20 protein-coding genes are annotated in these 22,023 nt (G+C 72.0%); 16 read left to right on the forward strand and 4 right to left on the reverse strand.

Features of this window, described 5'->3' with window-relative positions; genetic code table 11:
• The first annotated feature begins 137 nt into the window (after window positions 1-137).
• The 3 genes from hrcA (at window position 138) to ABD333_RS02770 (ending at window position 3,133) form a co-directional block, all read left to right on the forward strand.
• Window positions 138-1,151, forward strand: coding sequence for a heat-inducible transcriptional repressor HrcA (hrcA, locus tag ABD333_RS02760; protein ID WP_344537326.1), 1,014 nt, complete (start codon window positions 138-140; stop codon window positions 1,149-1,151).
• Window positions 1,152-2,285 (forward strand): molecular chaperone DnaJ, encoded by a 1,134-nt coding sequence (gene dnaJ, locus ABD333_RS02765; RefSeq protein WP_344537328.1) that lies wholly within the window; start codon window positions 1,152-1,154, stop codon window positions 2,283-2,285.
• A gap of 98 nt (window positions 2,286-2,383) precedes the next feature.
• A complete protein-coding gene (locus ABD333_RS02770) occupies window positions 2,384-3,133 on the forward strand; it encodes a 16S rRNA (uracil(1498)-N(3))-methyltransferase (RefSeq protein ID WP_344537330.1) in 750 nt (249 codons plus the stop codon).
• A gap of 74 nt (window positions 3,134-3,207) precedes the next feature.
• On the opposite strand, the gene ABD333_RS02775 is transcribed toward ABD333_RS02770, so the two are convergent.
• Both ABD333_RS02775 and ABD333_RS02780 read right to left on the reverse strand, forming a co-directional pair.
• Complete coding sequence (locus ABD333_RS02775; RefSeq protein ID WP_344537332.1) at window positions 3,208-3,891, reverse strand: hypothetical protein; 684 nt, start codon at window positions 3,889-3,891, stop codon at window positions 3,208-3,210.
• Window positions 3,888-4,430, reverse strand: a complete 543-nt coding sequence (locus tag ABD333_RS02780; RefSeq protein ID WP_344537334.1) for a SigE family RNA polymerase sigma factor — start codon at window positions 4,428-4,430, stop codon at window positions 3,888-3,890. Before ABD333_RS02780 ends, ABD333_RS02775 begins: the two co-directional genes overlap by 4 nt.
• Before the next feature lie 348 nt (window positions 4,431-4,778).
• Here ABD333_RS02780 and ABD333_RS02785 point away from each other — a divergent pair, with 348 nt between their 5' ends.
• From ABD333_RS02785 to ABD333_RS02805, 5 genes are all read left to right on the forward strand, one after another.
• On the forward strand, window positions 4,779-5,123 hold the full coding sequence (locus tag ABD333_RS02785) for a histidine triad nucleotide-binding protein (RefSeq protein ID WP_344537336.1): 345 nt from the start codon (window positions 4,779-4,781) through the stop codon (window positions 5,121-5,123).
• Window positions 5,124-5,294: 171 nt separating this feature from the next.
• Entirely contained in the window at window positions 5,295-6,356 is a 1,062-nt protein-coding gene (locus tag ABD333_RS02790; RefSeq protein WP_344537338.1) for a PhoH family protein, read from the forward strand.
• A gap of 259 nt (window positions 6,357-6,615) precedes the next feature.
• Window positions 6,616-7,092 carry an rRNA maturation RNase YbeY gene (ybeY, locus tag ABD333_RS02795; protein ID WP_344537340.1) on the forward strand — a complete coding sequence of 159 codons (477 nt, stop codon included), beginning with the start codon at window positions 6,616-6,618 and terminating at the stop codon, window positions 7,090-7,092.
• Window positions 7,093-7,241: 149 nt separating this feature from the next.
• The gene (locus ABD333_RS02800; RefSeq protein ID WP_344537342.1) at window positions 7,242-8,543 is read left to right on the forward strand and encodes a hemolysin family protein; all 1,302 of its coding nucleotides are present in this window, start codon (window positions 7,242-7,244) and stop codon (window positions 8,541-8,543) included.
• 95 nt (window positions 8,544-8,638) lie between these two features.
• On the forward strand, window positions 8,639-9,310 hold the full coding sequence (locus ABD333_RS02805; RefSeq protein WP_344537344.1) for a hypothetical protein: 672 nt from the start codon (window positions 8,639-8,641) through the stop codon (window positions 9,308-9,310).
• Window positions 9,311-9,315: 5 nt separating this feature from the next.
• Here the strand turns inward: ABD333_RS02805 and ABD333_RS02810 are convergent, their stop codons facing one another.
• Complete coding sequence (locus ABD333_RS02810; RefSeq protein ID WP_344537346.1) at window positions 9,316-9,642, reverse strand: cytidine deaminase; 327 nt, start codon at window positions 9,640-9,642, stop codon at window positions 9,316-9,318.
• Window positions 9,643-9,764: 122 nt separating this feature from the next.
• Between ABD333_RS02810 and ABD333_RS02815 the strand changes: the two genes are divergently transcribed.
• From ABD333_RS02815 to era, 3 genes are all read left to right on the forward strand, one after another.
• Window positions 9,765-11,894, forward strand: coding sequence for an MMPL family transporter (locus tag ABD333_RS02815; RefSeq protein WP_344537348.1), 2,130 nt, complete (start codon window positions 9,765-9,767; stop codon window positions 11,892-11,894).
• Window positions 11,895-11,972: 78 nt separating this feature from the next.
• Window positions 11,973-15,365 (forward strand): ATP-binding protein, encoded by a 3,393-nt coding sequence (locus tag ABD333_RS02820; RefSeq protein ID WP_344537350.1) that lies wholly within the window; start codon window positions 11,973-11,975, stop codon window positions 15,363-15,365.
• A 91-nt stretch (window positions 15,366-15,456) separates the two neighbouring features.
• Window positions 15,457-16,365: a GTPase Era gene (era, locus tag ABD333_RS02825; RefSeq protein WP_344537352.1), complete on the forward strand. Its 909-nt coding sequence runs from the start codon at window positions 15,457-15,459 to the stop codon at window positions 16,363-16,365.
• Between the two features lie 28 nt (window positions 16,366-16,393).
• Here era and ABD333_RS02830 read toward each other — a convergent pair whose 3' ends face one another.
• Window positions 16,394-17,038, reverse strand: coding sequence for a hypothetical protein (locus ABD333_RS02830; protein WP_344537356.1), 645 nt, complete (start codon window positions 17,036-17,038; stop codon window positions 16,394-16,396).
• A 122-nt stretch (window positions 17,039-17,160) separates the two neighbouring features.
• Between ABD333_RS02830 and ABD333_RS02835 the strand changes: the two genes are divergently transcribed.
• The 5 genes from ABD333_RS02835 to urtC all read left to right on the forward strand — a co-directional run bounded on the left by ABD333_RS02835 (window position 17,161) and on the right by urtC (window position 21,902).
• Window positions 17,161-17,772: a zinc-ribbon domain-containing protein gene (locus tag ABD333_RS02835; RefSeq protein ID WP_344537357.1), complete on the forward strand. Its 612-nt coding sequence runs from the start codon at window positions 17,161-17,163 to the stop codon at window positions 17,770-17,772.
• Window positions 17,769-18,551, forward strand: coding sequence for a dimethylargininase (gene ddaH / locus ABD333_RS02840; protein ID WP_344537359.1), 783 nt, complete (start codon window positions 17,769-17,771; stop codon window positions 18,549-18,551). Before ABD333_RS02835 ends, ddaH begins: the two co-directional genes overlap by 4 nt.
• Before the next feature lie 173 nt (window positions 18,552-18,724).
• Window positions 18,725-19,927, forward strand: a complete 1,203-nt coding sequence (gene urtA, locus ABD333_RS02845; RefSeq protein WP_344537361.1) for an urea ABC transporter substrate-binding protein — start codon at window positions 18,725-18,727, stop codon at window positions 19,925-19,927.
• A gap of 14 nt (window positions 19,928-19,941) precedes the next feature.
• Complete coding sequence (urtB, locus tag ABD333_RS02850) at window positions 19,942-20,820, forward strand: urea ABC transporter permease subunit UrtB (protein ID WP_344537363.1); 879 nt, start codon at window positions 19,942-19,944, stop codon at window positions 20,818-20,820.
• The gene (gene urtC / locus ABD333_RS02855; RefSeq protein WP_344537365.1) at window positions 20,817-21,902 is read left to right on the forward strand and encodes an urea ABC transporter permease subunit UrtC; all 1,086 of its coding nucleotides are present in this window, start codon (window positions 20,817-20,819) and stop codon (window positions 21,900-21,902) included. The genes urtB and urtC overlap by 4 nt, the downstream gene beginning before the upstream one ends.
• Window positions 21,903-22,023 lie beyond the last annotated feature (121 nt).

Here is a 22,023-nt window from a genome sequence, read left to right on the forward strand (position 1 = left end):
TCTAGTGATTGGAGACCGTCCCGGCACCCTCCTGACCGTTGCTTCCGGGCCGTACAATTGGCACTCGGAAGTACGGAGTGCCAGTACGAACGGCGCTCGCAGGCAGGTGCCAGTACGGGGGCGAAGGAGGTGACCACGTGCTCGACGACCGCAAACTCGACGTTCTGCGCGCCATTGTCGAGGACTATGTCTCCACCAATGAGCCGGTCGGCTCGAAGGCCTTGGTGGACCGGCACAACCTCGGCGTGTCCTCGGCCACGATCCGCAACGACATGGCCGTGCTGGAGGAACAGGGTTACATCGCCCAGCCGCACACCAGCGCGGGCCGCATCCCGACCGACAAGGGCTACCGGCTGTTCGTCGACCGGCTGTCCACGGTCAAGCCGCTGTCGTCGGCCGAGCGCCGGGCCATCGAGACGTTCCTCAACGGCGCGTACGACCTGGACGACGTCGTCGGCCGCACCGTCCGGCTGCTCGCCCAGCTGACCCGTCAGGTCGCGGTCGTGCAGTACCCCTCGCTCACCCGCTCGTCGGTGCGGCACGTGGAGCTGGTGCCGGTGGCCTCGCGCCGCCTGCTCCTCGTCCTGATCACCAACACCGGCCGGGTGGAGCAGCGGGTCATCGAGACCTACGGCGAGGTGTCCGAGGAGTCGATCGGGCACCTGCGCGCGCTGCTCAACACCTGCCTGGACGGCTGCGGGCTGGGCGAGGTGCCAGGCGCCGTGGCGGACCTGCCGGACAAGGTCGCGGCCGACGACCGGCCGATCGCGGCCGCGGTCCTGTCGGTCCTGCTGGAGACCCTCGTCGAGAAGCACGACGAGAAGATCGTGTTCGCGGGGGCCGCCAACCTGGCCGCCGTCGACTTCTCCCGCAGCCTGCGCGACGTGCTGGAGGCGCTGGAGGAGCAGGTGGTCCTCATGCGGTTGCTCGGGGAAACCGGTGATTCCTCTAGTCTTACGGTGCGCATCGGGACCGAGAACCCCGACGAGGGGCTCCGGTCGACCTCCGTCGTCGCAGCCGGCTACGGAGTCGGCGATCAGACACTGGCCCGGCTGGGAGTGCTCGGGCCGACACGTATGGACTACCCCAGCACGATGGGAGCGGTACGGGCAGTGGCACGCTACGTCGGACAGATCCTGGCGGGTTCGTAAGTGGCCAACGACTACTACGCGACCCTTGGGGTCCGCCGCGACGCGAGCGCGGACGAGATCAAGAAGGCGTACCGCCGGCTCGCGCGCGAACTGCACCCTGACGTCAATCCGGATCCGGAGACGCAGGAGAGGTTCAAGGAGATCACCCAGGCCTACGAGGTGCTCTCCGACCCGAAGAAGCGCGAGATGTACGACCTGGGCGCCGATCCGTTCGCCCCGGGCGGCGGCGCGGGCGCGGGGGGATTCGGCGGCGCCGGGTTCCCGTTCAGCGACATCATGGACGCCTTCTTCGGCACGGCCACCTCGCGCGGGCCGCGCAGCCGCGCCCGGCGCGGCCGCAACGCGACCCTGCGCGTCGAGCTGGACCTGAACGAGACCGCGTTCGGCACGACGCGCGAGCTGTCGATCGACACCGCGGTCGTCTGCACGAGCTGCACGGGCTCGGGCTGTGCCCCCGGCACGCATCCGGATACCTGCGACACCTGCCACGGCCGTGGCGAGGTCCAGCAGGTCCAGCGCTCGTTCCTGGGCCAGGTCATGACCTCCCGCCCCTGTCCGCAGTGCGGCGGCTACGGCAGCGTGATCCGCACGCCGTGCCCGGAGTGCTCGGGCGATGGCCGGGTCCGGACGCGCCGTACGGTCAAGGTCAAGATCCCGGCGGGCGTCGAGAACGGCATCCACATCCAGCTGGCCGGTGAGGGTGAGGTCGGCCCGGGCGGCGGCCCGCCCGGCGACCTGTTCCTGGAGATCGTGGAGAAGCCGCACCAGATCTTCGAACGGGAGGGCGACGACCTGCACTGCACCGTCGAGATCCCGATGACGGCGGCGGCCCTCGGCACCAAGGTCACGATCGAGACGCTCGACGGCGCCGAGGAGATCGACATCAAGCCCGGCACCCAGTCCGGCCAGGTGATCAACCTCTACGAGCGCGGCGTCCGGCACCTCAACGAGAGCGGGCGCGGCGACCTGATGATCCACGTGAACGTGGAGACGCCGGGCAGGCTCGACGAGGAGCAGGAGGAGCTGCTGCGCCGGCTGGCCAAGCTGCGCGGCGAGGAGCGCCCTCCGGGCAAGTTCGCCCCGGGACAGCGCGGTGTCTTCTCGCGCCTGCGGGACGTGTTCAACCAGCACTGAAGAGAGACCGTCCGGTCCTACCAGGAGGGCCTGCGCGGCGACCCCCCGCCGTGACCGCACCCGGTCACGGCGGGGGTTTTCTCACGGGAGGATGAGCCATGAGCCCGCCGGTGTTCCTCATGGAGCCCGATCCCCTGAACGGCGAGAGCCGCCTGAGCGGCGAGAGCGTCGTGCTGGACGGGCCCGAGGGCCGGCACGCGGCGTCCGTGCGCCGCCTGCGCGCCGGGGAACGCGTCGACCTCACCGACGGTGCCGGGCTGCTGGCCGAGTGCGTGGTGACGGCCGCCGGCAAGACGACCCTGACGCTGGACGTCCTCGCCCGTCATCGCCACCCCCGCCCAGAGCCCCGCCTGGTCGTCGTTCAAGCCCTCCCAAAGGGCGACAGAGGCGAGCTGGCGGTCGAGACCATGACCGAGGTCGGCGTCGACGAGATCGTGCCGTGGGCGGCCTCTCGCTGCGTCACGCAGTGGAAGCCCGAACGCCGGGACAAAGCGCTCGGCCGCTGGCGCTCGACGGCCCGTGAGGCCGCCAAACAGGCCCGCCGTCCCTGGTTCCCTGAGGTCACCGACCTGGCCACGACCGCTCAGGTGGCCGAACGGATCAAGACCGCCGCCGGCGCTCTCATCCTGCACGAGGACGCCACGTCGCCCCTCAGCGCCGTCCGGCCGCCCACGACCGGGGAGATCATCCTGATCGTGGGCCCCGAGGGCGGCATCACCGACGACGAACGAGACCTTTTCACGACCGCCGGTGGCCGTCCCACCCTCCTGGGCCCGACAGTCCTTCGCACCTCGACCGCAGGCGTAGCCGCCGCCGCGATCCTCCTGGCCGCCACCGGCCGCTGGTAACGGATGCGTGCGGGCTGGGAAGAGGCGGCGCCGTCCAAGGGCCTGTGACGGCGCCGCCTATGGCCCGTACGAGCCTAGGAACTTGAGGTGGCGGGATCGTTCTCGTTGGCCGACTGCTCGGAAGCCGTCGGCGTCGGGGTCACCGACGGCGTCACCGACGGGGTCGGCTTGTCGGACGGTTTGTCCGAGGGCCCGGACGAAGGCGGCGGGCTGGTGGGCGGTTGCGTGGTCGGGCACGGGGGAGCGGTGGGCCGGCTCGGCACGGTGCTGCCCGGCGACGGAGTGGCCACGTTCTGCGGAGGCGCGTTACCGCTGTCGCCCGCGGGCCGGCAGGCGGACGTGGACGACGCGCTCGGCGGGGTCGGGCTCTGGGACGCGGCGGGCGTGCCGTTCTGGGAGGGAGGCGGGGATCCCTGGGACGGAGAGCCGTTCGGCTGCCCCTGCGCGCTGGTGACGCTGTCGTCAGCGGCCTTGTCGCCATCGGCGGACGGACCGTTGTGGCCCGCCGGCGAGGTGAACATGTTGACCGTCTGGGGTGCGGACACGCCGATGCCCGCGATGGCGACGGCCGCCCCGACGGCCAGTACGGGGCGGGCCCAGCTCTCGGTGAACCAAGCCCATCCGAAGCGCCGCTGCCGACGCTCCTCGATCTTGGTCCGGATGCGCTCCAGACCATCGGCGGATGGGGTGACCGTGTCCGCCTCCGCGTGCAGGGCGCGGCGCAGGATCTCGCCGTGCTCTTCGTGGGGATCGGTCATGAGAATTGCTCCAGGACGTTACGTAGCGCGGCCATACCGCGCGCCGTATGACTCTTCACAGCGCCGCGGCTGATGCCCATGGCGTGGGCGATCTCGGCTTCGGACAGATCGGCGTAGTAGCGCAGGACCAGTGCCTCACGCTGCCGGTTGGGCAGCGTGTGCAGCGCCTTGATGACCGCGGAGCGCTCGAGCTCCCCGATGGCCCCGGCCTCCGCGCTGGGCGCGTCGGGCAGGCCCTTGGGGGCGTACTTCTCGACCACGGCGCGATGCCGCAACACCGATCGCGACCGGTTGACCACCGATTGACGCAGGTACGAGAGCGCCTTGTCCGGGTCGCGCAGGCGGCGCCACCCGCCGTGCATGGCCACGAACGCGTCCTGGACGACCTCCTCGGCCGTCCCGGCGTCCCGTACGAGCATCGCGGCCAGGCGTACCAGCGAGCGGTAGTTGGCGCTGTAGAGCGCGGTCACGGCCTGATCGGCGTCCCAGGCCACGGCCACGGCCCCGGCAGTGCCCCTGGCCACGAGGGTCTCGGTCACGTCTGTGGGACGCGCACCCTCCTCGTCCGGTTTACGAAAGGGCATCTTCTGTCTTGCCTCGGTCACCTATCCGCCGCCTTTGCCGTCCCCCGGCCACCCATTCGGATGGACACCTTCGGTACGGCGTGGATGGGCGATCCCCAACCGGTCTGAGGTCGTGTGGCGCACGTGCTCGGGAGCCCGGGGGGAAACGCCTGGTTTGCAACTTTAACCAGTGAACGGCGGCCTGTGGTGCCGAACTACCGTTCGGTTGATCAGCGAGAGATTACCCGGAGGTGAGGACCGCAGGCTACGGCCTGCCCTGCCCCCGATAGGATTCGCTGCGTTCGTGGCGACGGGAGGACACAGATGACGGACTGCCTGTTCTGCAAGATCGTTTCTGGTGACGTGCCCGCGAAGATCGTTCGCGAGTCCGGCCGGACGATCGCGTTCCGGGACATCAACCCCCAGGCGCCCACCCACGTGCTGGTCATTCCCAAGAAGCACCACCCGACCGTCGCCGATCTCGCCGCCGCCGACGCCGGCCTGCTGGCGGAGCTCCTCCAGGAGGCGGGCCGGGTCGCGGCCGACGAGGGCGTGGCCGAGAGCGGCTACCGCGTCGTGTTCAACACCGGCGCCCAGGCCGGTCAGACCGTCTTCCACGTCCACGCCCACGTTCTGGGAGGCCGTGGCCTCAACTGGCCTCCCGGCTGACGCTCCGCGTTCCCCCGGCGTTGCCCCTTCCGTTCCGCTGGCGGGGCACGGTCTCCGGCGACCATAAATACAACGGCGTGACGCCGTGGGTGCCCAGTACCATGGAAGAGACAACCGCTGGACACCCGGAGCAGACAGAAGGCAGGTCGGAGAGGCCGCAAGGCCCGGCTGATGACCCAATCAACTCACGCGGGACGCGACGACCGCACCGGCTCGCGGTCCCAGATCAAGATCCTGGTACCGGACGACCATTCCATGGTGAGCCTGCTGGGTTCACGGGATGAGTTGCTCCACGTCATCGAGCGCGCGTTCCACGCCGACATCCACGTCCGCGGCAACGAGATCACCGTGACGGGTGCCGAGGCCGAGACCGAGCTGGTCTCCAGGCTGTTCGCCGAGCTCATCGACCTGCTCAAGGGCGGCGCCCAGCTCACGCCCGACGCGGTGGAGCGGAGCCTCGCCATGCTCCGCAACGAGTCCGGTGAGCGCCCGGCCGAGGTCCTGACCCTCGACGTGCTCTCCAGCCGCGGCCGCACCATCAGGCCCAAGACGCTCAACCAGAAGCGGTACGTCGACGCGATCGACAAGCACACGATCGTGTTCGGCATCGGCCCGGCCGGCACCGGCAAGACCTACCTGGCGATGGCCAAGGCGGTCAGGGCCCTGCAGGACAAGCAGGTCAACCGCATCATCCTGACGCGTCCGGCCGTCGAGGCGGGTGAGCGGCTCGGCTTCCTGCCCGGCACGCTCTACGAGAAGATCGACCCCTATCTGCGGCCGTTGTACGACGCGCTGCACGACATGGTCGACCCCGACTCGATCCCGCGCCTGATGGCGGCCGGCACCATCGAGGTGGCGCCGCTGGCCTACATGCGCGGCCGCACGCTCAACGACTCGTTCATCATCCTCGACGAGGCGCAGAACACCTCGCCCGAGCAGATGAAGATGTTCCTCACCCGGCTGGGCTTCGGCTCCAAGGTGGTGGTGACCGGCGACGTCACCCAGGTCGACCTCCCCAACGGTCACCAGAGCGGCCTGCGGGTCGTCCAGGACATCCTGGACGGCGTCGACGACATCCACTTCTGCCGGCTCAACAGCCACGACGTCGTCCGCCACAAGCTGGTGACCGACATCGTCGAGGCCTACAGCCGCTTCGACGACCGCCAGGCCGACCGGGTGTCGGAGATCAAGGGTGCCGCCGGCCGCGGCGCCTCCCGCAAACGCAACCGCTGACGATCCCCGCCCGGCCCGCGACCTCCCGGGCGGGTGCCGGGTCGCCGGATCGTCGTATCGGGCCGCCCGGCTCACCAGCCGGGCGGCCCGACCCGTCGGCAGGGCCTGCCACGCCGGGGCTGGGCCTTTCGCGGGGAACGCGGGTCGGTAGGCTGGGGCGGAGTTCGGGGGTGGTCTCGGACATGATCGGGGCCGCCGGGGGCGGGCCCACGCCGGACCGGCTCGGCCGTCCTGCGGAGATCCACGGGACAGGATTGCGATGAGCATCGAGGTGTTGAACGAGTCGGGCGTCAAGGTCGAGGAGAAGAGCCTCGTCGACCTGGCCCGGCACGTGCTGGACGGCATGCGGGTGCATCCCCTCGCCGAGCTGTCGCTGCTGCTGGTCGACGAGGCGGCGATGAGCGAACTGCACGAGAAGTGGATGGGAGAGCCCGGGCCGACCGACGTCCTGGCGTTCCCCATGGACGAGCTGCGCCCGGGCTCGATGTCGGGCGGCACCGACGACGACGAGGCCGACCCGGGGCTGCTCGGGGACGTGGTGCTCTGCCCGGCGGTGGCCGAACGGCAGGGAGCCCAGGCCGGACACGGCACCCAGGCCGAGCTCGAACTCCTGTGCACGCATGGGATCCTGCATCTGCTCGGCTACGACCACGCCGAGCCCGACGAGCACAAGGAGATGTTCGGCCTCCAGGCCGAACTGCTGAGCGGCTGGCAGGAGAAGCGCGACCAAAGATGAGTCGAGCGCAGCTCGTCCGTTGAAAGGTGGTGGGCGGGGGCTGGAGGACGGTGAGTCGAGCGCAGCTCGTCCGTTGAAAGGTGGTGGGCGGGGGCTGGCGGACGGTGGCTCGAACGGCGAGAAGGTGGCTGGGTGAGGGCTGGAGGACGGTGAGCACACAGATGGGATGGCTGCTCGCTCTGGCCGCCGGGCTGGTGATCCTGGCCGGGCTGCTCGCGGGCACCGAGGCCGCGCTGGCCCGGGTGTCCCGGGTTCGGGTCGAGGAGCTGGTCCGGGAGGGCCGGCGCGGTGCGCAGCGGCTCGCCGAGGTGGTGGCCGATCCGGCGCGCTACCTCAACATGGTCCTGCTGCTGCGGATCAGCTGCGAGCTGGTCGCGACGGTGATCGTGGCCGACCTGTGCATCTCCTGGCTGGACGAGACCTGGCGCGCGTACGTGACGGCCGCGGTGATCATGATCGTGGTCAGCTACGTGGTGGTCGGCGTGGGCCCGCGGACCCTCGGTCTCCAGCATGCCGACCGGATCGCGCTGGCCGGGGCCGCGGTCATGCATCCGGTGACCCGCGTGTTCGGGCCGCTGCCCAAGCTGCTGATCCTGCTGGGCAACGCGCTGACGCCGGGCCGGGGTTTCCGCGAGGGGCCGTTCGCGACCGAGGCGGAGCTGCGGGACCTGGTCGACCTGGCCGAGCAGCGCAGCCTGATCGAGCCGGACGAGCGCGAGATGATCCACTCGGTGTTCGAGCTGGGCGACACGCTCGTGCGCGAGGTCATGGTGCCGCGTACCGACATCGTGTTCATCGAACGCGGCAAGACGTTGCGGCAGGCGATGTCGCTGGCGCTGCGCAGCGGGTTCTCGCGCATCCCGGTCGTCGGGGAGAACGAGGACGACGTGGTGGGCATCGCCTACCTCAAGGACATCGTCCGGCGCAGCCACGAGCACCGCGAGGGCGAGTCGGTCGAGAAGGTCGAGTCGGTGATGCGGCCCGCCACCTATGTTCCCGACAGCAAGCCGATCGACGAGCTGCTGCGGGAGATGCAGGCCCGGCAGACGCACGTGGCGATCGTGATCGACGAGTACGGCGGCACCGCCGGGCTGGTCACGATCGAGGACATCCTTGAGGAGATCGTGGGCGAGATCGCCGACGAGTACGACGTCGAGGCGCCGCCGGTCGACTGGCTGGACGAGGACAAGGACACGGCCCGGGTGACCGCCCGGCTGCCGGTGGAGGATCTGGCCGAGCTCTTCGACGTGGAGATCGACGTGGCCGAGGTCGAGACGGTCGGCGGCCTGCTGGCGCACGCGCTCGGCCGGGTGCCGATCGAGGGCTCCACCGCCGAGGTCGCCGGGCTGGCGCTGACCGCCGAGAGCATCGCCGGGCGGCGCAACCGTATCGGCACGGTCCTCGTCCGCCGCCTCCCGGAGGCGGCGCGGCCCCGCGCCGCCATCGACTAAACGTCCCCGAGCAGGACTCCCGCGAGACCGCTGGCCAGGATTAGCTGGCCGACTTAGGGGGAATGATCACGCGCTGAGAGGTTCGGGGGGATCTCATGTGGCGCATCGTGGGCGGTGTCCTGCTCACCACCGGGCTGGCGGGGGCCGCCGGATGCGGGGCGAAGGCCTCGTCGTCCACGCCCAGCGCGGCGGGCCTGTCGGCGGCCGTGCTGTCCGGCTCCGAGGTGCCCGCCGGGTTCCTGCCGGCGGAGAACCAGCGCGTGTTCGAGGGCATGAGACCCGTCGACCGCGACTGCGCGCGGCTGCTCGCGCTCGCCGACGTGGAGACCCCGCGCGACATCCCGGGGGTCGAGGACGAGAACGTGCCGCAGGCGTCCGCGGCGTTCTATCGGCCAGGACCGGCCGCCAGCCTCGTCGAGCATGTCTTCCGGCTGCCACCCGGCCGCGCCGCGCGGCATGTGGCCGAGACGCGGCGGGCGGCCCTCAGATGCCCACGGATCGAGATCCGGCTGACCCAGGGCGACCTTCGCCTGCCCCGGGTCAACAGCCGTAAGGTCAGGGCCCTGCGCGACGCGCTCGCCCTGCGCTATGCCCGCGAGCGCGCCGGCCTGGACGTGGTGATGGCCGCCGTCGGCAACGATCTGCTCGTGGTGGCCGGGGCCGGCACGTACGGCGGCCGGGTCGGGCCCCGCGTGACCGAGCAGGTCGCGATCAAGGCCCTCCGCAAGCTCCGCGCCGTCCACGCCGGCAAGATCCACGTCCCCTGAGCGGATCAGTTCACGGTGGTCTTGAGCGAGCCGTCCGGCCCGGCCACGAAGACGGGCGCCGTCGCGCCCAGATCACGTACGGCGGCCACGTCGGAGTCGCGGGCGCCGTCGTCGGCGGTGACCAGGGCGGCGGCCTCTAGCCCCTCGGCGCCGCTGGAGACGGCCATGGCGACCGCCACGTGGAGCGCGGACAGCGTGAGGGCGGGCAGGGCGACGCTGGTCGCCGAGTAGGTGCGGCCGGTCTCGTCGCGGACCGCCGCGCCCTCGGCCGCGCCCGTGCGGGCCCGGGCGGCCCGGGCCAGCGTGATGATCTTCTTGTCCTCGTCGTTCACGGGACCAGCCTAGGGCGTGCGCGAACGCCGCTTGGCGGCGGTCGCAAGTCGCTGCCAAGTGGGCGGCAAGAGCGGAGCGCGAGGCTCGTGGCCTCAATGGAAGACGCTCTTGCGAGGGAACGATGTCTCGACTGCTTTACCGCCTGGGGAGGGCCGCGGCGCTGCGGCCCTGGCGGTTCGTCCTGGTGTGGGTGCTGCTCGTGGGGGCGGTGGCCGGGGTCGCCGGGGTCGCCGGCGGCGCGCTGCACGACAACTACACGCTGAAGGGCTCGGGGTCGCAGGAGGCCACCGACCTGCTGAGAGAACGGTTCCCGGCGGTGGCCGGAGCGGACGCCCGGGTCGTGGTGCACGCCGAGTCGGGCAAGCTCGGCGAGTCCGAGATCGTGGCGGCGGCCGACCGGTTGCGGCGGCTCCCGCACGTGACCGCCGTGGAGGCCGCCCCGCCGAGCAAGGACGGCGCGACGGCGCTGCTGACCGTGCGCTACGACGTGCCGGTCACCGACCTGACGCCGAAGGAGACCCTCGGGCACCTGGAGGACGCCACCGACGTGCTCACGTCGGCCGGGCACCAGGTGGAGTTCGGCGGGCAGGTGCCGGAGAACGTGACGGCTCCCGGCGGTCTCGCCGAGGCGGTCGGCATCGTGGCGGCGCTGGTGATCCTGCTGCTGGCGTTCGGCTCCATCGTGGCGGCGGGGCTGCCGCTGGTGGTGGCGCTGGCCGGGCTCGGAGCGGGGGTCTCCGGGATCACGATCCTGGCGGCGTTCACGGACGTGGCCAACACCGCGCCGACGCTGGCGATCATGGTGGGGCTGGGCGTCGGGATCGACTACGCGCTGTTCATCCTCACCCGGCACCGCGAGGGGCTGGCGCAGGGGCTCGACGTACCGGAGTCGATCGGCCGGGCCACCGCGACGGCGGGCCAGTCGGTGATCTTCGCGGGCTTCACCGTGCTGCTGGCGCTGTGCGGGCTGGTGCTGTCGCGGATTCCGGTGTTCATCACGATGGGCTTCGCCACCGGGATCGTGGTGTTCGCGACCGTGGCGAGCGCTGTGACGCTGCTGCCCGCCGTCCTCGGCCTGGCCGGCCGCCGGGTGCTGCGCAAGCGGGACCGTGCGGAGGGGGCGCAGCTCACGATCGAGTCGCCGCGCGTCCGGCGGTGGGCCGATCACGTGGCGCGCCGGCCGTGGGCGTGGCTGCTGGCCGCGCTGGTGCTGATGCTGACGCTGGCGGCCCCGGCCCTCGGCATGCGCACCTGGCCCAGCGACGCCAGCAGCGAGCCGACCTCCAACACCGTGCGCCGGGCGTACGACCTGATCGCCGAGTCGTACGGCCCCGGGGTGAACGCGCCGCTGCTGGTCACCGCCGACCTCAAGAAGGTCGACCAGGGCACGCTGCCCGCACTCGGTGACAAGCTCGCCAGGACCGAGGGCGTCGTGGCCGTCACGCCGCCGCAGTTCTCGCCGGACAAGAGCGCGGCCGTGGTCGCGGTGACGCCGGAGTTCGGGCCGCAGGACGAGCGCGTCACGGGGCTGGTCGACCGCATCAGGGCCGACGTGTTGCCGGACGGCGCGGAGGTCACCGGGTACACGGCCGTCTATGTCGACCTCACCCGCGTGCTGTCGGAACGGCTGTGGCCGGTCATCGGCGTGGTCGTGGCCACCTCGTTCATCATGCTGATGATCGTCTTCAGATCGGTGCTGGCACCGCTCAAGGCCGCCGCGATGAACCTGCTGTCGATCGGCGCCGCCTACGGCGTGCTGGTGGCGGTCTTCCAGTGGGGCTGGGGCGCCGAGCTGCTCGGCCTGCCGCACAGCGTGCCGGTCTCCAGCTTCATCCTGCTGCTGATGTTCGCGGTGCTGTTCGGCGTCTCGATGGACTACGAGGTGTTCCTGCTGTCGCGCGTACGGGAGGAGTGGTTGCGCACCGGCGACGCGCGCGGCTCGGTCGCCACGGGCCTGGCCGCGACCGGACGAGTGATCTCCAGCGCGGCGCTGATCATGGTCGCGGTGTTCCTCGGCTTCGCGCTCGACCCCGGCCTCGTCATCAAGCAGATGGGGGTGGGGCTCGCGGTGGCGGTCGCCCTGGACGCGACGGTCGTGCGGCTCGTCCTCGTGCCCGCCACGATGGCGCTGCTGGGCCGCGCCAACTGGTGGCTGCCGAAGTCGCTCGACCGGATCATCCCGAAGATCGACATGCATGGCGGCGAGGCGCCCCCCACGGCCGCGCCGGAGCGGGAGTCCGTGCAGGTCTGACCGTCGTACGGGCATCGGGCGCCCGTAGTGCCCGGACCGCCCCCGGCCCTCGGCCGGGGGCGGTTTAGGCTGCCCTACATGGCGACAGGCGTGGCGGGGGCGGCGATACGGGTGCTGGGCCCGTTCGAGGCGTCCGTCGACGGAGTGGCCGCCGACCTCGGCGGCCCGCGCCAGCGTGCGGTCCTGGCGCGGCTGGCAGCGGCGCACGGGCAGATGGTCCCGGCCGAACGCCTGATCGAGGAGCTGTGGCCGGGCGAGGCCCCACCCCGGGCGACGGCGGGCCTCCAGTCGTTCGTCTCCCATCTGCGCCGCGCCCTCGAACCGGACCGCCCGCCGCGTACCCCCGCCGCCGTCCTGGTCACCTCGCCGCCCGGGTACGCGCTGCGGCTGCCCACCGCGAACGTGGACGCCTGGCGCTTCGACACGCTGGTGGACGAGGCGGGCGAGCTGCTGACCGCGGCCGACCCGGCGGCGGCGCGGCTGCGGGCCGAGGCGGCGCTCGCCGAGTGGCGCGGGCCCGCGTACGCCGAGTTCGCCGAGCTGTCGTGGGCCGTCACCGAGGCCGGGCGGCTGGAGGAACGGCATCGCCTGGCCGTCGAACGCCGCGCCGAGGCGATGCTGCGGCTGGCGGCGGCCACCGAGGCCGTGCCCGACCTGGAGGCGCACGCCGCCGCGAACCCCCTGCGCGAGGAGGCCTGGCGGCTGCTGGCCCTGGCCCTCTACAGGGCGGGCCGTCAAGGCGACGCCCTCGCGGCGCTCCGCCGCGCCCGCACGACCCTGGCCGACGAACTGGGGGTCGATCCCGGTCCGGCGCTGAGGCGACTGGAAGCCGACATCCTCGCCCAGGCCCCGGAGCTCGACCCGCTGCCCGTGCCCGCGCCCGTGCCCACGGCCCCTGCCCCGACGACGTCACCGCCCGTCCTGCGCCTGGTGCCCGTACCGGCGGAGGAGGCGCCGGCGGGCCCGCTCTTCGTCGGGCGGACCGACGAGCTGGCGCGGCTGACCGAGGCCGCGCGGGCCGCCGCCGCGGGGCGGTGCACGGTCGCGCTCGTCAGCGGTGAGGCGGGAATGGGCAAGACCTCCCTCCTCGAACGGCTCGGCGACACCCTGGGGGATGAGGGCTGGACCCGCGCCTGGGGCAGCGCACCGGAGACCGGCGGCGCACCCGCCGCCTGGCCCTGGGCCGAGCTGCTGCGCGAGCTCGCCGCGATCGAACCCCCGGAGGGCGACCTCGCCCGGACGCTCGGGCCGCTGCTCGGGGACGCGGTGACGGGCCCGGGAGCGGACGCCACCACGGGCCGCTTCCGGCTGCACCTGGCCGTGGGCGACTATCTGGGCGCACTGTCGCGCAAGGCGCCGCTGCTGCTCGTCCTGGACGATCTGCACTGGGCCGACGAGGAGACCCTGGCCCTGCTGACCGGGCTTCCGGCCAGGCTGCGCGGCAGGCCCGTGCTCGTGATCGGAACGTTCCGGCAGGCGGAGGTCCCCGACCGGCTGGCCGCCGCGCTGGCCACGCTGGCGCGGCAGGAGCCGCTGCGCGTCGAACTGGCAGGGCTCGCCTCCGCCGAGGTGGCGACGCTCGTCCGGGCCGTGTGCGCCACCGAGGTGGACGAGGCGGACGTCGCCGGGATCGTCGAACGTACCGGCGGCAACCCGTTCTTCACCCGTGAGATCGCCAGGCTGCTCGACGCCGAGGGGCCGCCCGCGGCCGTCCGGGGCGTTCCCGCCGGGGTGGGCGACGTGCTGCGGCGGCGCGTCGGCCGCCTGCCCGAGGCCGCGCAGTCGATCCTGCGGAACGCGGCGGTCGTCGGCCGGGACGTCGACCTGGGGGTCCTCACCGAGGTCTCGGGCGGCGACGAGGACGCGGTGATCGAGGCGGTCGAGGCGGGACTGGCCAGCGGGCTGATCGTCGAACCGGCGGCCGGGCGGATCCGGTTCGGGCACGCGCTCGTCCGCGACAGCCTCTACGACGGGCTGTCACGCATCCGGCGCACCCGCCTGCACAGCCGGGTGGCGGCGGCGCTCGAACGGCGGCGCCCGGACGAGATCGCCGCGCTCGCCCACCACTTCCTGGCCGCCGGAGACCAGCCCGCGAAGGCCGTCCACTACGCCCGGCTGGCGGCCGACGCCGCAGCCGCCAGGTTCGCCCACGGGACCGCCGCCGACCTCCTGGTGCGGGCGGCCGACCAGCTTCGCGCGCAGTGCCCGGAGTCCGTCCGGGAGATCCTGGATCTGGAGGCGGCCGCCATCCACGCGTCCGCGCTGGCCGGGCTGGTCGTCGCGGCGCGCGAACGGCGCGTGCGCGCGATGGCCGAGGCCCGTGCCTTCGGGGATGTCCGGTTGCTGGGCCGCATCATCGTCAGCCACGACGTGCCCACCTTCTGGACCAGCCACATGTACGGCACGGTCGACCAGGACGCCATCGACGCCACCGAGGAGGCCCTGGCCGGCCTCGGCGACGACGACGAGGAGCTGCGCGTACGCCTGCTCACCTCGCTGGCGATCGAGCTGGAGGGCGACCTGGACGGGCGCGGCACCGAGGCCTCCGTCGAGGCGCTCCGCCGTGCCCGCCGCCTCGGCCGCCCCGAGCTGCTGGCGATCGCCCTCAACGGCCGCTATCTCAACGCCTACCGGACCGCGGACCAGCTGGCCGAACGCCGCCGTATCGCGGCCGAGATCCTGGAGGTCGCGACCGCCCACGATCTCGGCATCTACCAGGTGCTCGGGCATCTGCAACTGCAGGCGGCCTCGATCGCCGCCCTCGACCTGGCCTCGGCCCGCGAGCACCTGGAGGCCGGCCGGCGGCTGGCCGACCAGTACGGCCTGCCGCTGCTCGGCCTGATCGCGAGCTGGTACACGGCCATCGAGCATGTCTTCGCCGCGCGGACGGAAGCGGCCGAACGCGCGTACACCGAGGTGGGCGAGGCCATCGCGCGCACCGGCATCTGGAGCAGCGAGCGCGGCATGGAGCTGCTCGGGATCTTCTGTGTCCGGCTGGGGCAGGGCAGGGCCGGCGAGCTGGTCGACGAGGCCCGATGGGTCTGGCGGCACTGGTCGCACGTCGGGGCCGCGGCCGACCTCTACGCGATGGCCCTGGCCGAGGCGGGGCGTACGGCCGAGGCGCGGAGGGTCGCGGCGGACGCCGGGCCGGTGCGGCCGGACTACTTCTTCGACCTGGTGATGGCGATCCGCGGGCTGAGAGGCATCGCCCTGGACGACGAGGGGCCGGCCACCGAGGCCTACCAGGCGCTGCTCCCGTACGAGGGTCAGGTGACCGGCGGCGCCTGCGCCGTCGCCAGCGTCGGGCCGGTGGCCCACATCCTGGGCGACCTGGCGGTCTTCCTCGGCCGTCCCGGACCCGCGGTGGACCACTACCGGCGCGCCGCCGAGATCGCCGAACATATCGGCGCGCAGCACTGGGTCTCCGCCGCCCGTGCCGCCCTGGCGGCGCTCGGCCATCCCGCCGCCTGACGTCCGGCCCGTCGCCCGCGCCACCTGAGCACCCGAGTACCCGAGTACCCGAGCACCCGAGCAGCCGCTTTCGCCTGCGACAATTGGCGGTGTGACGACGAACGAAGGTTTCCGGTCCGGGTTCGCCTGCTTCATCGGGCGGCCCAACGTCGGCAAGTCGACCCTCATGAACGCCCTCGTCGGCACCAAGGTGGCGATCACCAGCAACCGGCCGCAGACCACCCGCCGGGCGATCCGGGGCATCGTGCACCGCCCCGAGGCCCAGCTGATCGTCGTCGACACGCCGGGCCTCCACAAGCCGCGCACCCTGCTCGGCGAACGCCTGGACAGCCTGGTGCGCTCGACCCTGACCGAGGTCGACGCGATCGGGTTCTGCGTCCCGGCGGACGAGAAAGTCGGCCCGGGCGACAAGTACATCGCCCGCGAACTGGCCGGCATCAAGAAGACCCCGATCGTGGCGATCGTCACCAAGACCGACCTCGCCCCGCCCGAGCAGGTGGCCGAGCAGCTCGTGGCGGTCGGGCGGCTCGGTGACTTCGCCGACATCGTGCCGTGCTCGGCCGAGAGCGGCTTCCAGGTGGACCTGGTCGGTGACCTGCTGATCCAGCACCTCCCCGAGGGCATGCCGCTCTACCCGGAGGGCGACCTCACCGACGAGCCCGAGCAGGTGCTGGTCGCCGAGCTGATCCGCGAGGCCGCGCTGGAGGGCGTCCGCGACGAGCTGCCGCACTCGATCGCCGTGGTCGTGGACGAGATGGCGCCGCGCGAGGGCCGCGACGACTTCATGGACGTGTACGCGCACCTGTACGTCGAGCGGTCCAGCCAGAAGGGCATCATCATCGGCCACAAGGGCAGCCGCCTGCGGGAGGTCGGCTCGGGGGCGCGCAAGCAGATCGAGGCGCTGCTCGGCACCAAGGTCTACCTCGACCTGCGGGTCAGCGTGCTCAAGGAGTGGCAGCGTGACCCCAAGCACCTGCGGAGGCTGGGTTTCTACGACTGACCAGGGGTTCTACGGCTGACCGGGGTTTCTACGGCTGGTCAGGTGTGCGGCGTCCGCGTCCGATCAGTGGCCGCAGCAGGCTGAAGCCCAGCACGAGCAGCGAGGCCGCGACCGCCACGTACCATCCGTAGGCCAGGTTCACGTCGTAGGGCAGCAGGGTCGACTGGTCCGCCAGATCGTGGGTGGCTTCGTCCAGGCGCAGCATGAACAGCGTGCACACCATCAGGGCCAGCGCCCCGGGGACGGCGGTGAGGGACGAGATCCGCACGTCCCGGGCGGCGATGCCCCAGATCGCCATGCCGACGGCCGTCATGGCGAGCACCGGGACGGCCACCACCATGCCGTCGGCGTCGATGCCCGCCGCCTCGCCGAGGTCGTGGGTGAGGGTCTGGCCGAAGGCGTCCACGACGACCCGCGCCCGTGCCCACGGCAGGAACGCCGAGATCAGCAGGACCGCGGCGGCGCAGACGACCAGGATGTTCCACCAGGTGCCGGCGGAGCCGGAACCACGGCTCGGACCGGCGTCCGGGACGTCGGCGGACGCGGCTGCGGGCGGGTCTTCGGGGGGCGTGGCCACGGCGGGTTGCACGGGCGGCGGATGCCCGTCGACCGGTGGCAGGAACTCCGGCCGTGAGCGCGAGGCGTGGGCGTCCGGGCCCTGGTCACCACTCATGGACCCAGAGTAAGGGGCACGGCGGCGCCGGTCTCGGGCTGTGCGGTGAACTCGGCGGGTCGGCCACGGCACGGCCCGCGGATCGGTACGTTGGACGTAGTCCGTAATGGGAGGAGAGCCCGTTGTTGCTAATTTTCGGACTGTCGGTGTTCTTCCGTACGGTTAGTGAGGGTTCGTTCCACTGCCCGCAGTGCGGCGGCGACCGGGCCTACCGGCGCCGGACCGGGCGGCGGTGGTTCACGCTGTTCTTCCTGCCGGTGATCCCGCTCAACCGGGTCGGCGAGGCCGTCGAGTGCCGTACCTGCCGCACCCGCTTCGGCGTGTCGGTGCTGCGCGCCCCCACCGCCGTGCAGCTTGCCGCCGCGCTGCCCGCCGGCATGCGCGCCGCCGCCACGCTGGTGCTGCGGGCCGGCGACCCCTCCGACGAGGCGGCGCTCGGGCGCGCGGTCGAGGTCGTCCAGGGGTACGGCGAGACCCGCTACGGCGCCGACGACGTGGCCGCCGACCTCCAGCTCCAGGCGGGCTTCCTGGAGGAGGAGGTCGCCCGGGCGGGTGGACAGCTCGCGGTCGAGGCCAAGGAGTGGTTCCTGTCCCAGGCCGTCCGGGTCGGCCTGGCCGACGGCCCGCTCACCGAGAACGAGCGCCAGACCCTGCACCGCGTCGCGCAGCTGCTCGGCATGTCCCCCGCGCACGCGCTCGGTGTCATCGTGACGACCGAGGGCGCGGCGCGGTGACCCTGCGACCGGGGGCGACCGGCCCTCCGGCGGGCACCGCCCTGGTGCGGCGCCCCGGCCCCCGGCTGGCCGAAGGGATCGTCACCCACCTGGACCGGCGTCCCGTGGACGTCGCGCGCGCCGCGCGGCAGCACGCCGCGTACGTCTCGGCGCTGCGGGCGGCGGGCTGGCGGGTCCGCGCGATCGCCCCGGCCGACGACCATCCCGACGCGGTGTTCGTCGAGGACGCCGTCGTGGTGTGCGGCGACCTCGCGGTCATGGGCCGCTCGGGCGCCCCCGAACGGCGCGGCGAGGCGGCGGCGGCCGAACAGGCCGTCCGCGAGCTCGGCCTCCGGATCGAGCGCGTCAAGGAGCCCGGCACCCTCGACGGCGGCGATGTGCTGCAGGCCGGCGACACCGTCTACGTGGGCCGCGGTGCCCGCACGAACGAGGAGGGCGTCTGCCAGCTCGCCCACCTCCTCGGCGGGCGGCGCGTCGTGCCGGTCGGCATCGACGGGTGCCTGCACCTGAAGTCGGCGCTGACGGCGCTGCCCGACGGCACCCTGATCGGGGTGCCCGAGCTGGTGGACACCTCGGTCCTGCCGGGCGTGCGGGTCGCGCCGGAGCCCGCCGGGGCGCACGTGGTCGTGCTCGGCCCGGACCACGTGCTGCTGTCGGCCGCCGCGCCGCGTACCGCCGAACGGCTCGCCGCGGACGGCCTGCGCGTGACCGTCGTCGACATCGGCGAGTTCGAGGCCCTGGAGGGCTGCGTCACCTGCCTTTCCGTGCTCGTCCGCTGACCGCGGGCGACCTCTCCGGCGGCAGGCCCGTCCGGTGAGATCTTCGTAAGTCACCTGTAACACGACGGATCTTGCGCGGAAATATCACTCCGGAGACTTGTCACAGACAACGACGCCACGGGGCCCGTTCTGTGAGGAGTCGGCAGTTGCGCAATCCATTCTCGCGACCATTGATGGCGGCGGTCCTTCTGCCGGCGGCCCTGCTGACCGCGTGCGGCGGGGAATCGAAGAGTCCGGCCGCGCCCGGGGGCGGCGGCGACACCATCAAGGTCGGCGTCCTGCACTCGCTGAGCGGCACGATGGCGATCAGCGAGGTCACCGTCAAGAACTCCGAAACGATGGCCATCGAGGAGATCAACGCCAGGGGCGGCGTGCTCGGCAAAAAGCTTGAGGCGGTCGTCGAGGACGGCGCCTCCGACTGGCCGACGTTCGCCCAGAAGGCCCAGAAGCTCATCCGGAAGGACAAGGTCGCGGCCGTGTTCGGCGGCTGGACGTCCGCGAGCCGCAAGGCGATGCTGCCGGTGTTCGAACGCAACAAGGCGCTGCTGTGGTATCCGGTGCAGTACGAGGGGCTGGAGAGTTCGCCCTACATCTTCTACACCGGCGCCACGACCAACCAGCAGATCGTTCCGGGTCTCGAATATCTCACCAAGGAAAAGGGCAAGAAGAAGCTCTTCCTGGTGGGCAGTGATTATGTCTTCCCGCGTACCGCCAACAAAATCATCAAGGCGTACGCGAAGGCCAACGGAATGCAGATCCTCGGCGAGGAGTACACGCCGCTCGGGCACACCGAATACAGCACGCTGGTCAACAAGATCTCCGCGGCGAAGCCCGACGCGGTCTTCAACACCCTCAACGGCGACAGCAATGTCGCGTTCTTCAAGCAGCTCAAGAGCGCGGGCCTGGCGGACCCCGGCGCGATGCCGGTGATGTCGGTGAGCATCGCCGAGGAGGAGGTCAAGGGCATCGGCGTCGGCAACATCGCGGGCCAGCCCGTGGCCTGGAACTACTACCAGACCACCAAGGGCGCGGTGAACGACACGTTCGTCAGGGCGTTCCAGGCCAGGCACAAGGGCGCGGTGACGTCCGACCCGATGGAGGCGGGCTACAACGCCGTCCACCTGTGGGCCAAGGCCGTCGAGAAGGCCGGCTCCACCGACGTCGCCAAGGTGAAGGCCGCCGCGGCCGGGCTCTCCCTGGACCTGCCCGAGGGCAAGGTCACCATCGACGGTTCCAACCAGCACGTCTACAAGACCGCGCGCATCGGCGTGATCCAGCCCGACGGCCTCATCAAGGAGGTCTGGGCGTCCGACGAACCGATCAAGCCCGATCCCCATCTCAGGTCCTATCCCTGGGCCGCCGGCCTGTCCTCCTGACCGGGCGGGCGCTCATGGACTCCTTGCTCAGCCAGCTGCCGATCGGCCTCAGCATCGGCGCGGTGCTGCTGCTGATCGCGCTCGGCCTCACGTTCACGTTCGGCCAGATGGGCGTGATCAACATGGCCCACGGCGAGTTCATCATGGCCGGTGCCTACACGGCGTACATGCTCCAGGACTGGGCGGGCTCGCAGGCGGTGGTCGTCGCCCTGCCGGTGGCGTTCGCGATCGCGGGCGCGCTGGGCTGGGTGCTGGAACGCCTGGCGATCCGCCACTTCTACGGCCGTCCGCTCGACACCCTGCTGCTGACGTGGGGCGTCAGCCTCGTGCTCCAGCAGGCGGCGCGTGACATCTTCGGCGCGCCCAACGTCCAGGTCGTGGCGCCCTCCTGGCTGAGCGGCCGGATCGAGGTGCTCGGCGGCAACCTGCCGTACGCGCGGCTGTTCATCATGGTGCTCGCGATCGCCTGCGTGGCCGGCATCTGGGCGTACCTGAACCGCTCGGCCCAGGGCCGCCGGATGCGCGCGGTCATGCAGAACCGCGAGCTCGCCGCGTGCAGCGGCGTGGCGACGGCCCGCACCGACCAGCTCACCTTCTTCATCGGCTCCGGCCTGGCCGGGGTGGCGGGGGTCGCGCTGACCCTGATCGGCCCGGTCGGGCCGTCGCTCGGCACCTACTACATCGTCGACGCGTTCCTGGTGGTCGTGGCGGGCGGGCTCGGCCAGCTGCGCGGCGCGGTGATCGCCGCGGGCGCGCTCGGGATGCTCAACTCCTACGCCGAGTTCTGGACCGACGCCAGCCTCGCCAAGGTGATCGTCTTCGCCGTGATCATCGTGTTCCTCCAGCTGCGGCCGCAGGGCCTGTTCGTGCTCCGGACGAGGGCCCTGACATGAGGGAGAACCTGCGCGGTCACGCGCTCTTCGCGGTCGTCGCCCTGCTCCTGCTCGTCGTCGCGCCGGCGACGCTCCCGGCGTTCCGGCTGGACGAGCTGGCCAAGTACCTCTGCTTCGCCATCGCGGCGCTCGGCATCGGCCTCGCCTGGGGCCAGGGCGGCATGCTCACCCTCGGCCAGGGGGTGTTCTTCGGCCTCGGCGGTTACGCGATGGCCATGTACCTCAAGCTGCACGACGCGGGCGGCGACCTGCCCGACTTCATGGTCTGGAGCGGCGTGGAGACGCTCCCCGCCCTCTGGAGGCCGTTCTCCAACGTGGGCGTGGCGATGGCCGCGGTGATCGTCGTGCCGGTCGCCGTCGCGGTCGTGCTCGGCGCGCTGGTGTTCCGCCAGCGGGTGCGCGGCGCGTACTTCGCGATCCTGACCCAGGCGCTCGCCGCCGCGTTCGTGATCCTGCTGGTCGGGCAGCAGGGCCTCACCGGCGGTACGAACGGCATGACCAACTTCTACGACTTCTTCGGCCAGGACCCGGAGGCCGAGAGCACCCAGCGGACGATGTACTTCGTCACCGCGGGCGTGCTCGGCGTGCTCTACCTGGGCACCCGGCAGCTGGTCAGGAGCCGTTTCGGGCGCTTGCTGGTCGCGGTGCGCGACGGCGAGGACCGGGTGCGGTTCCTGGGCTACAACCCCGCCACGGTCAAGACGATCACGTTCGCGATCTCGGCGGGCATGGCCGGGCTGGCCGGGGCGCTGTTCGTCCCGGTCGTCGGCATCATCTCGCCGTCCCTGCTCGGGGTGGTCCCGTCCCTCGAACTCGTGGTCGCCGTCGCCGTCGGCGGCCGGTACGCGCTCGCCGGGGCGATCCTCGGCGCGGTCGTCATGAACTACGCCAAGACCTCGTTCAGCGAGCAGTGGGCGGGCGGCTGGCTCTACCTGCAGGGGGCGCTGTTCATCCTCGTGATGACGCTGGCGCCCAGGGGCGCGGCCGGGCTGTACGAGCAGCTCCGCGACGCCGTCGCCCGCCGCCGCGCGGGGAGCCGGCCGCCGGTCCAGGCGCCGGCCAAGGAGGAGGTACCCGCATGAGCGAGCGGAGCGAGCGTTCCGGGGGGCGTGGGGGGTCGTCCCCCCACAAGGGAGCAGGCATGAGCGAGCGGAGCGAGCGTTCCGGGGGGCGTGGGGGGTCGTCCCCCCACATGGGAGCAGG

This window comes from Actinomadura fulvescens, from assembly GCF_039533225.1.
GTDB lineage: Bacteria > Actinomycetota > Actinomycetes > Streptosporangiales > Streptosporangiaceae > Spirillospora > Spirillospora fulvescens.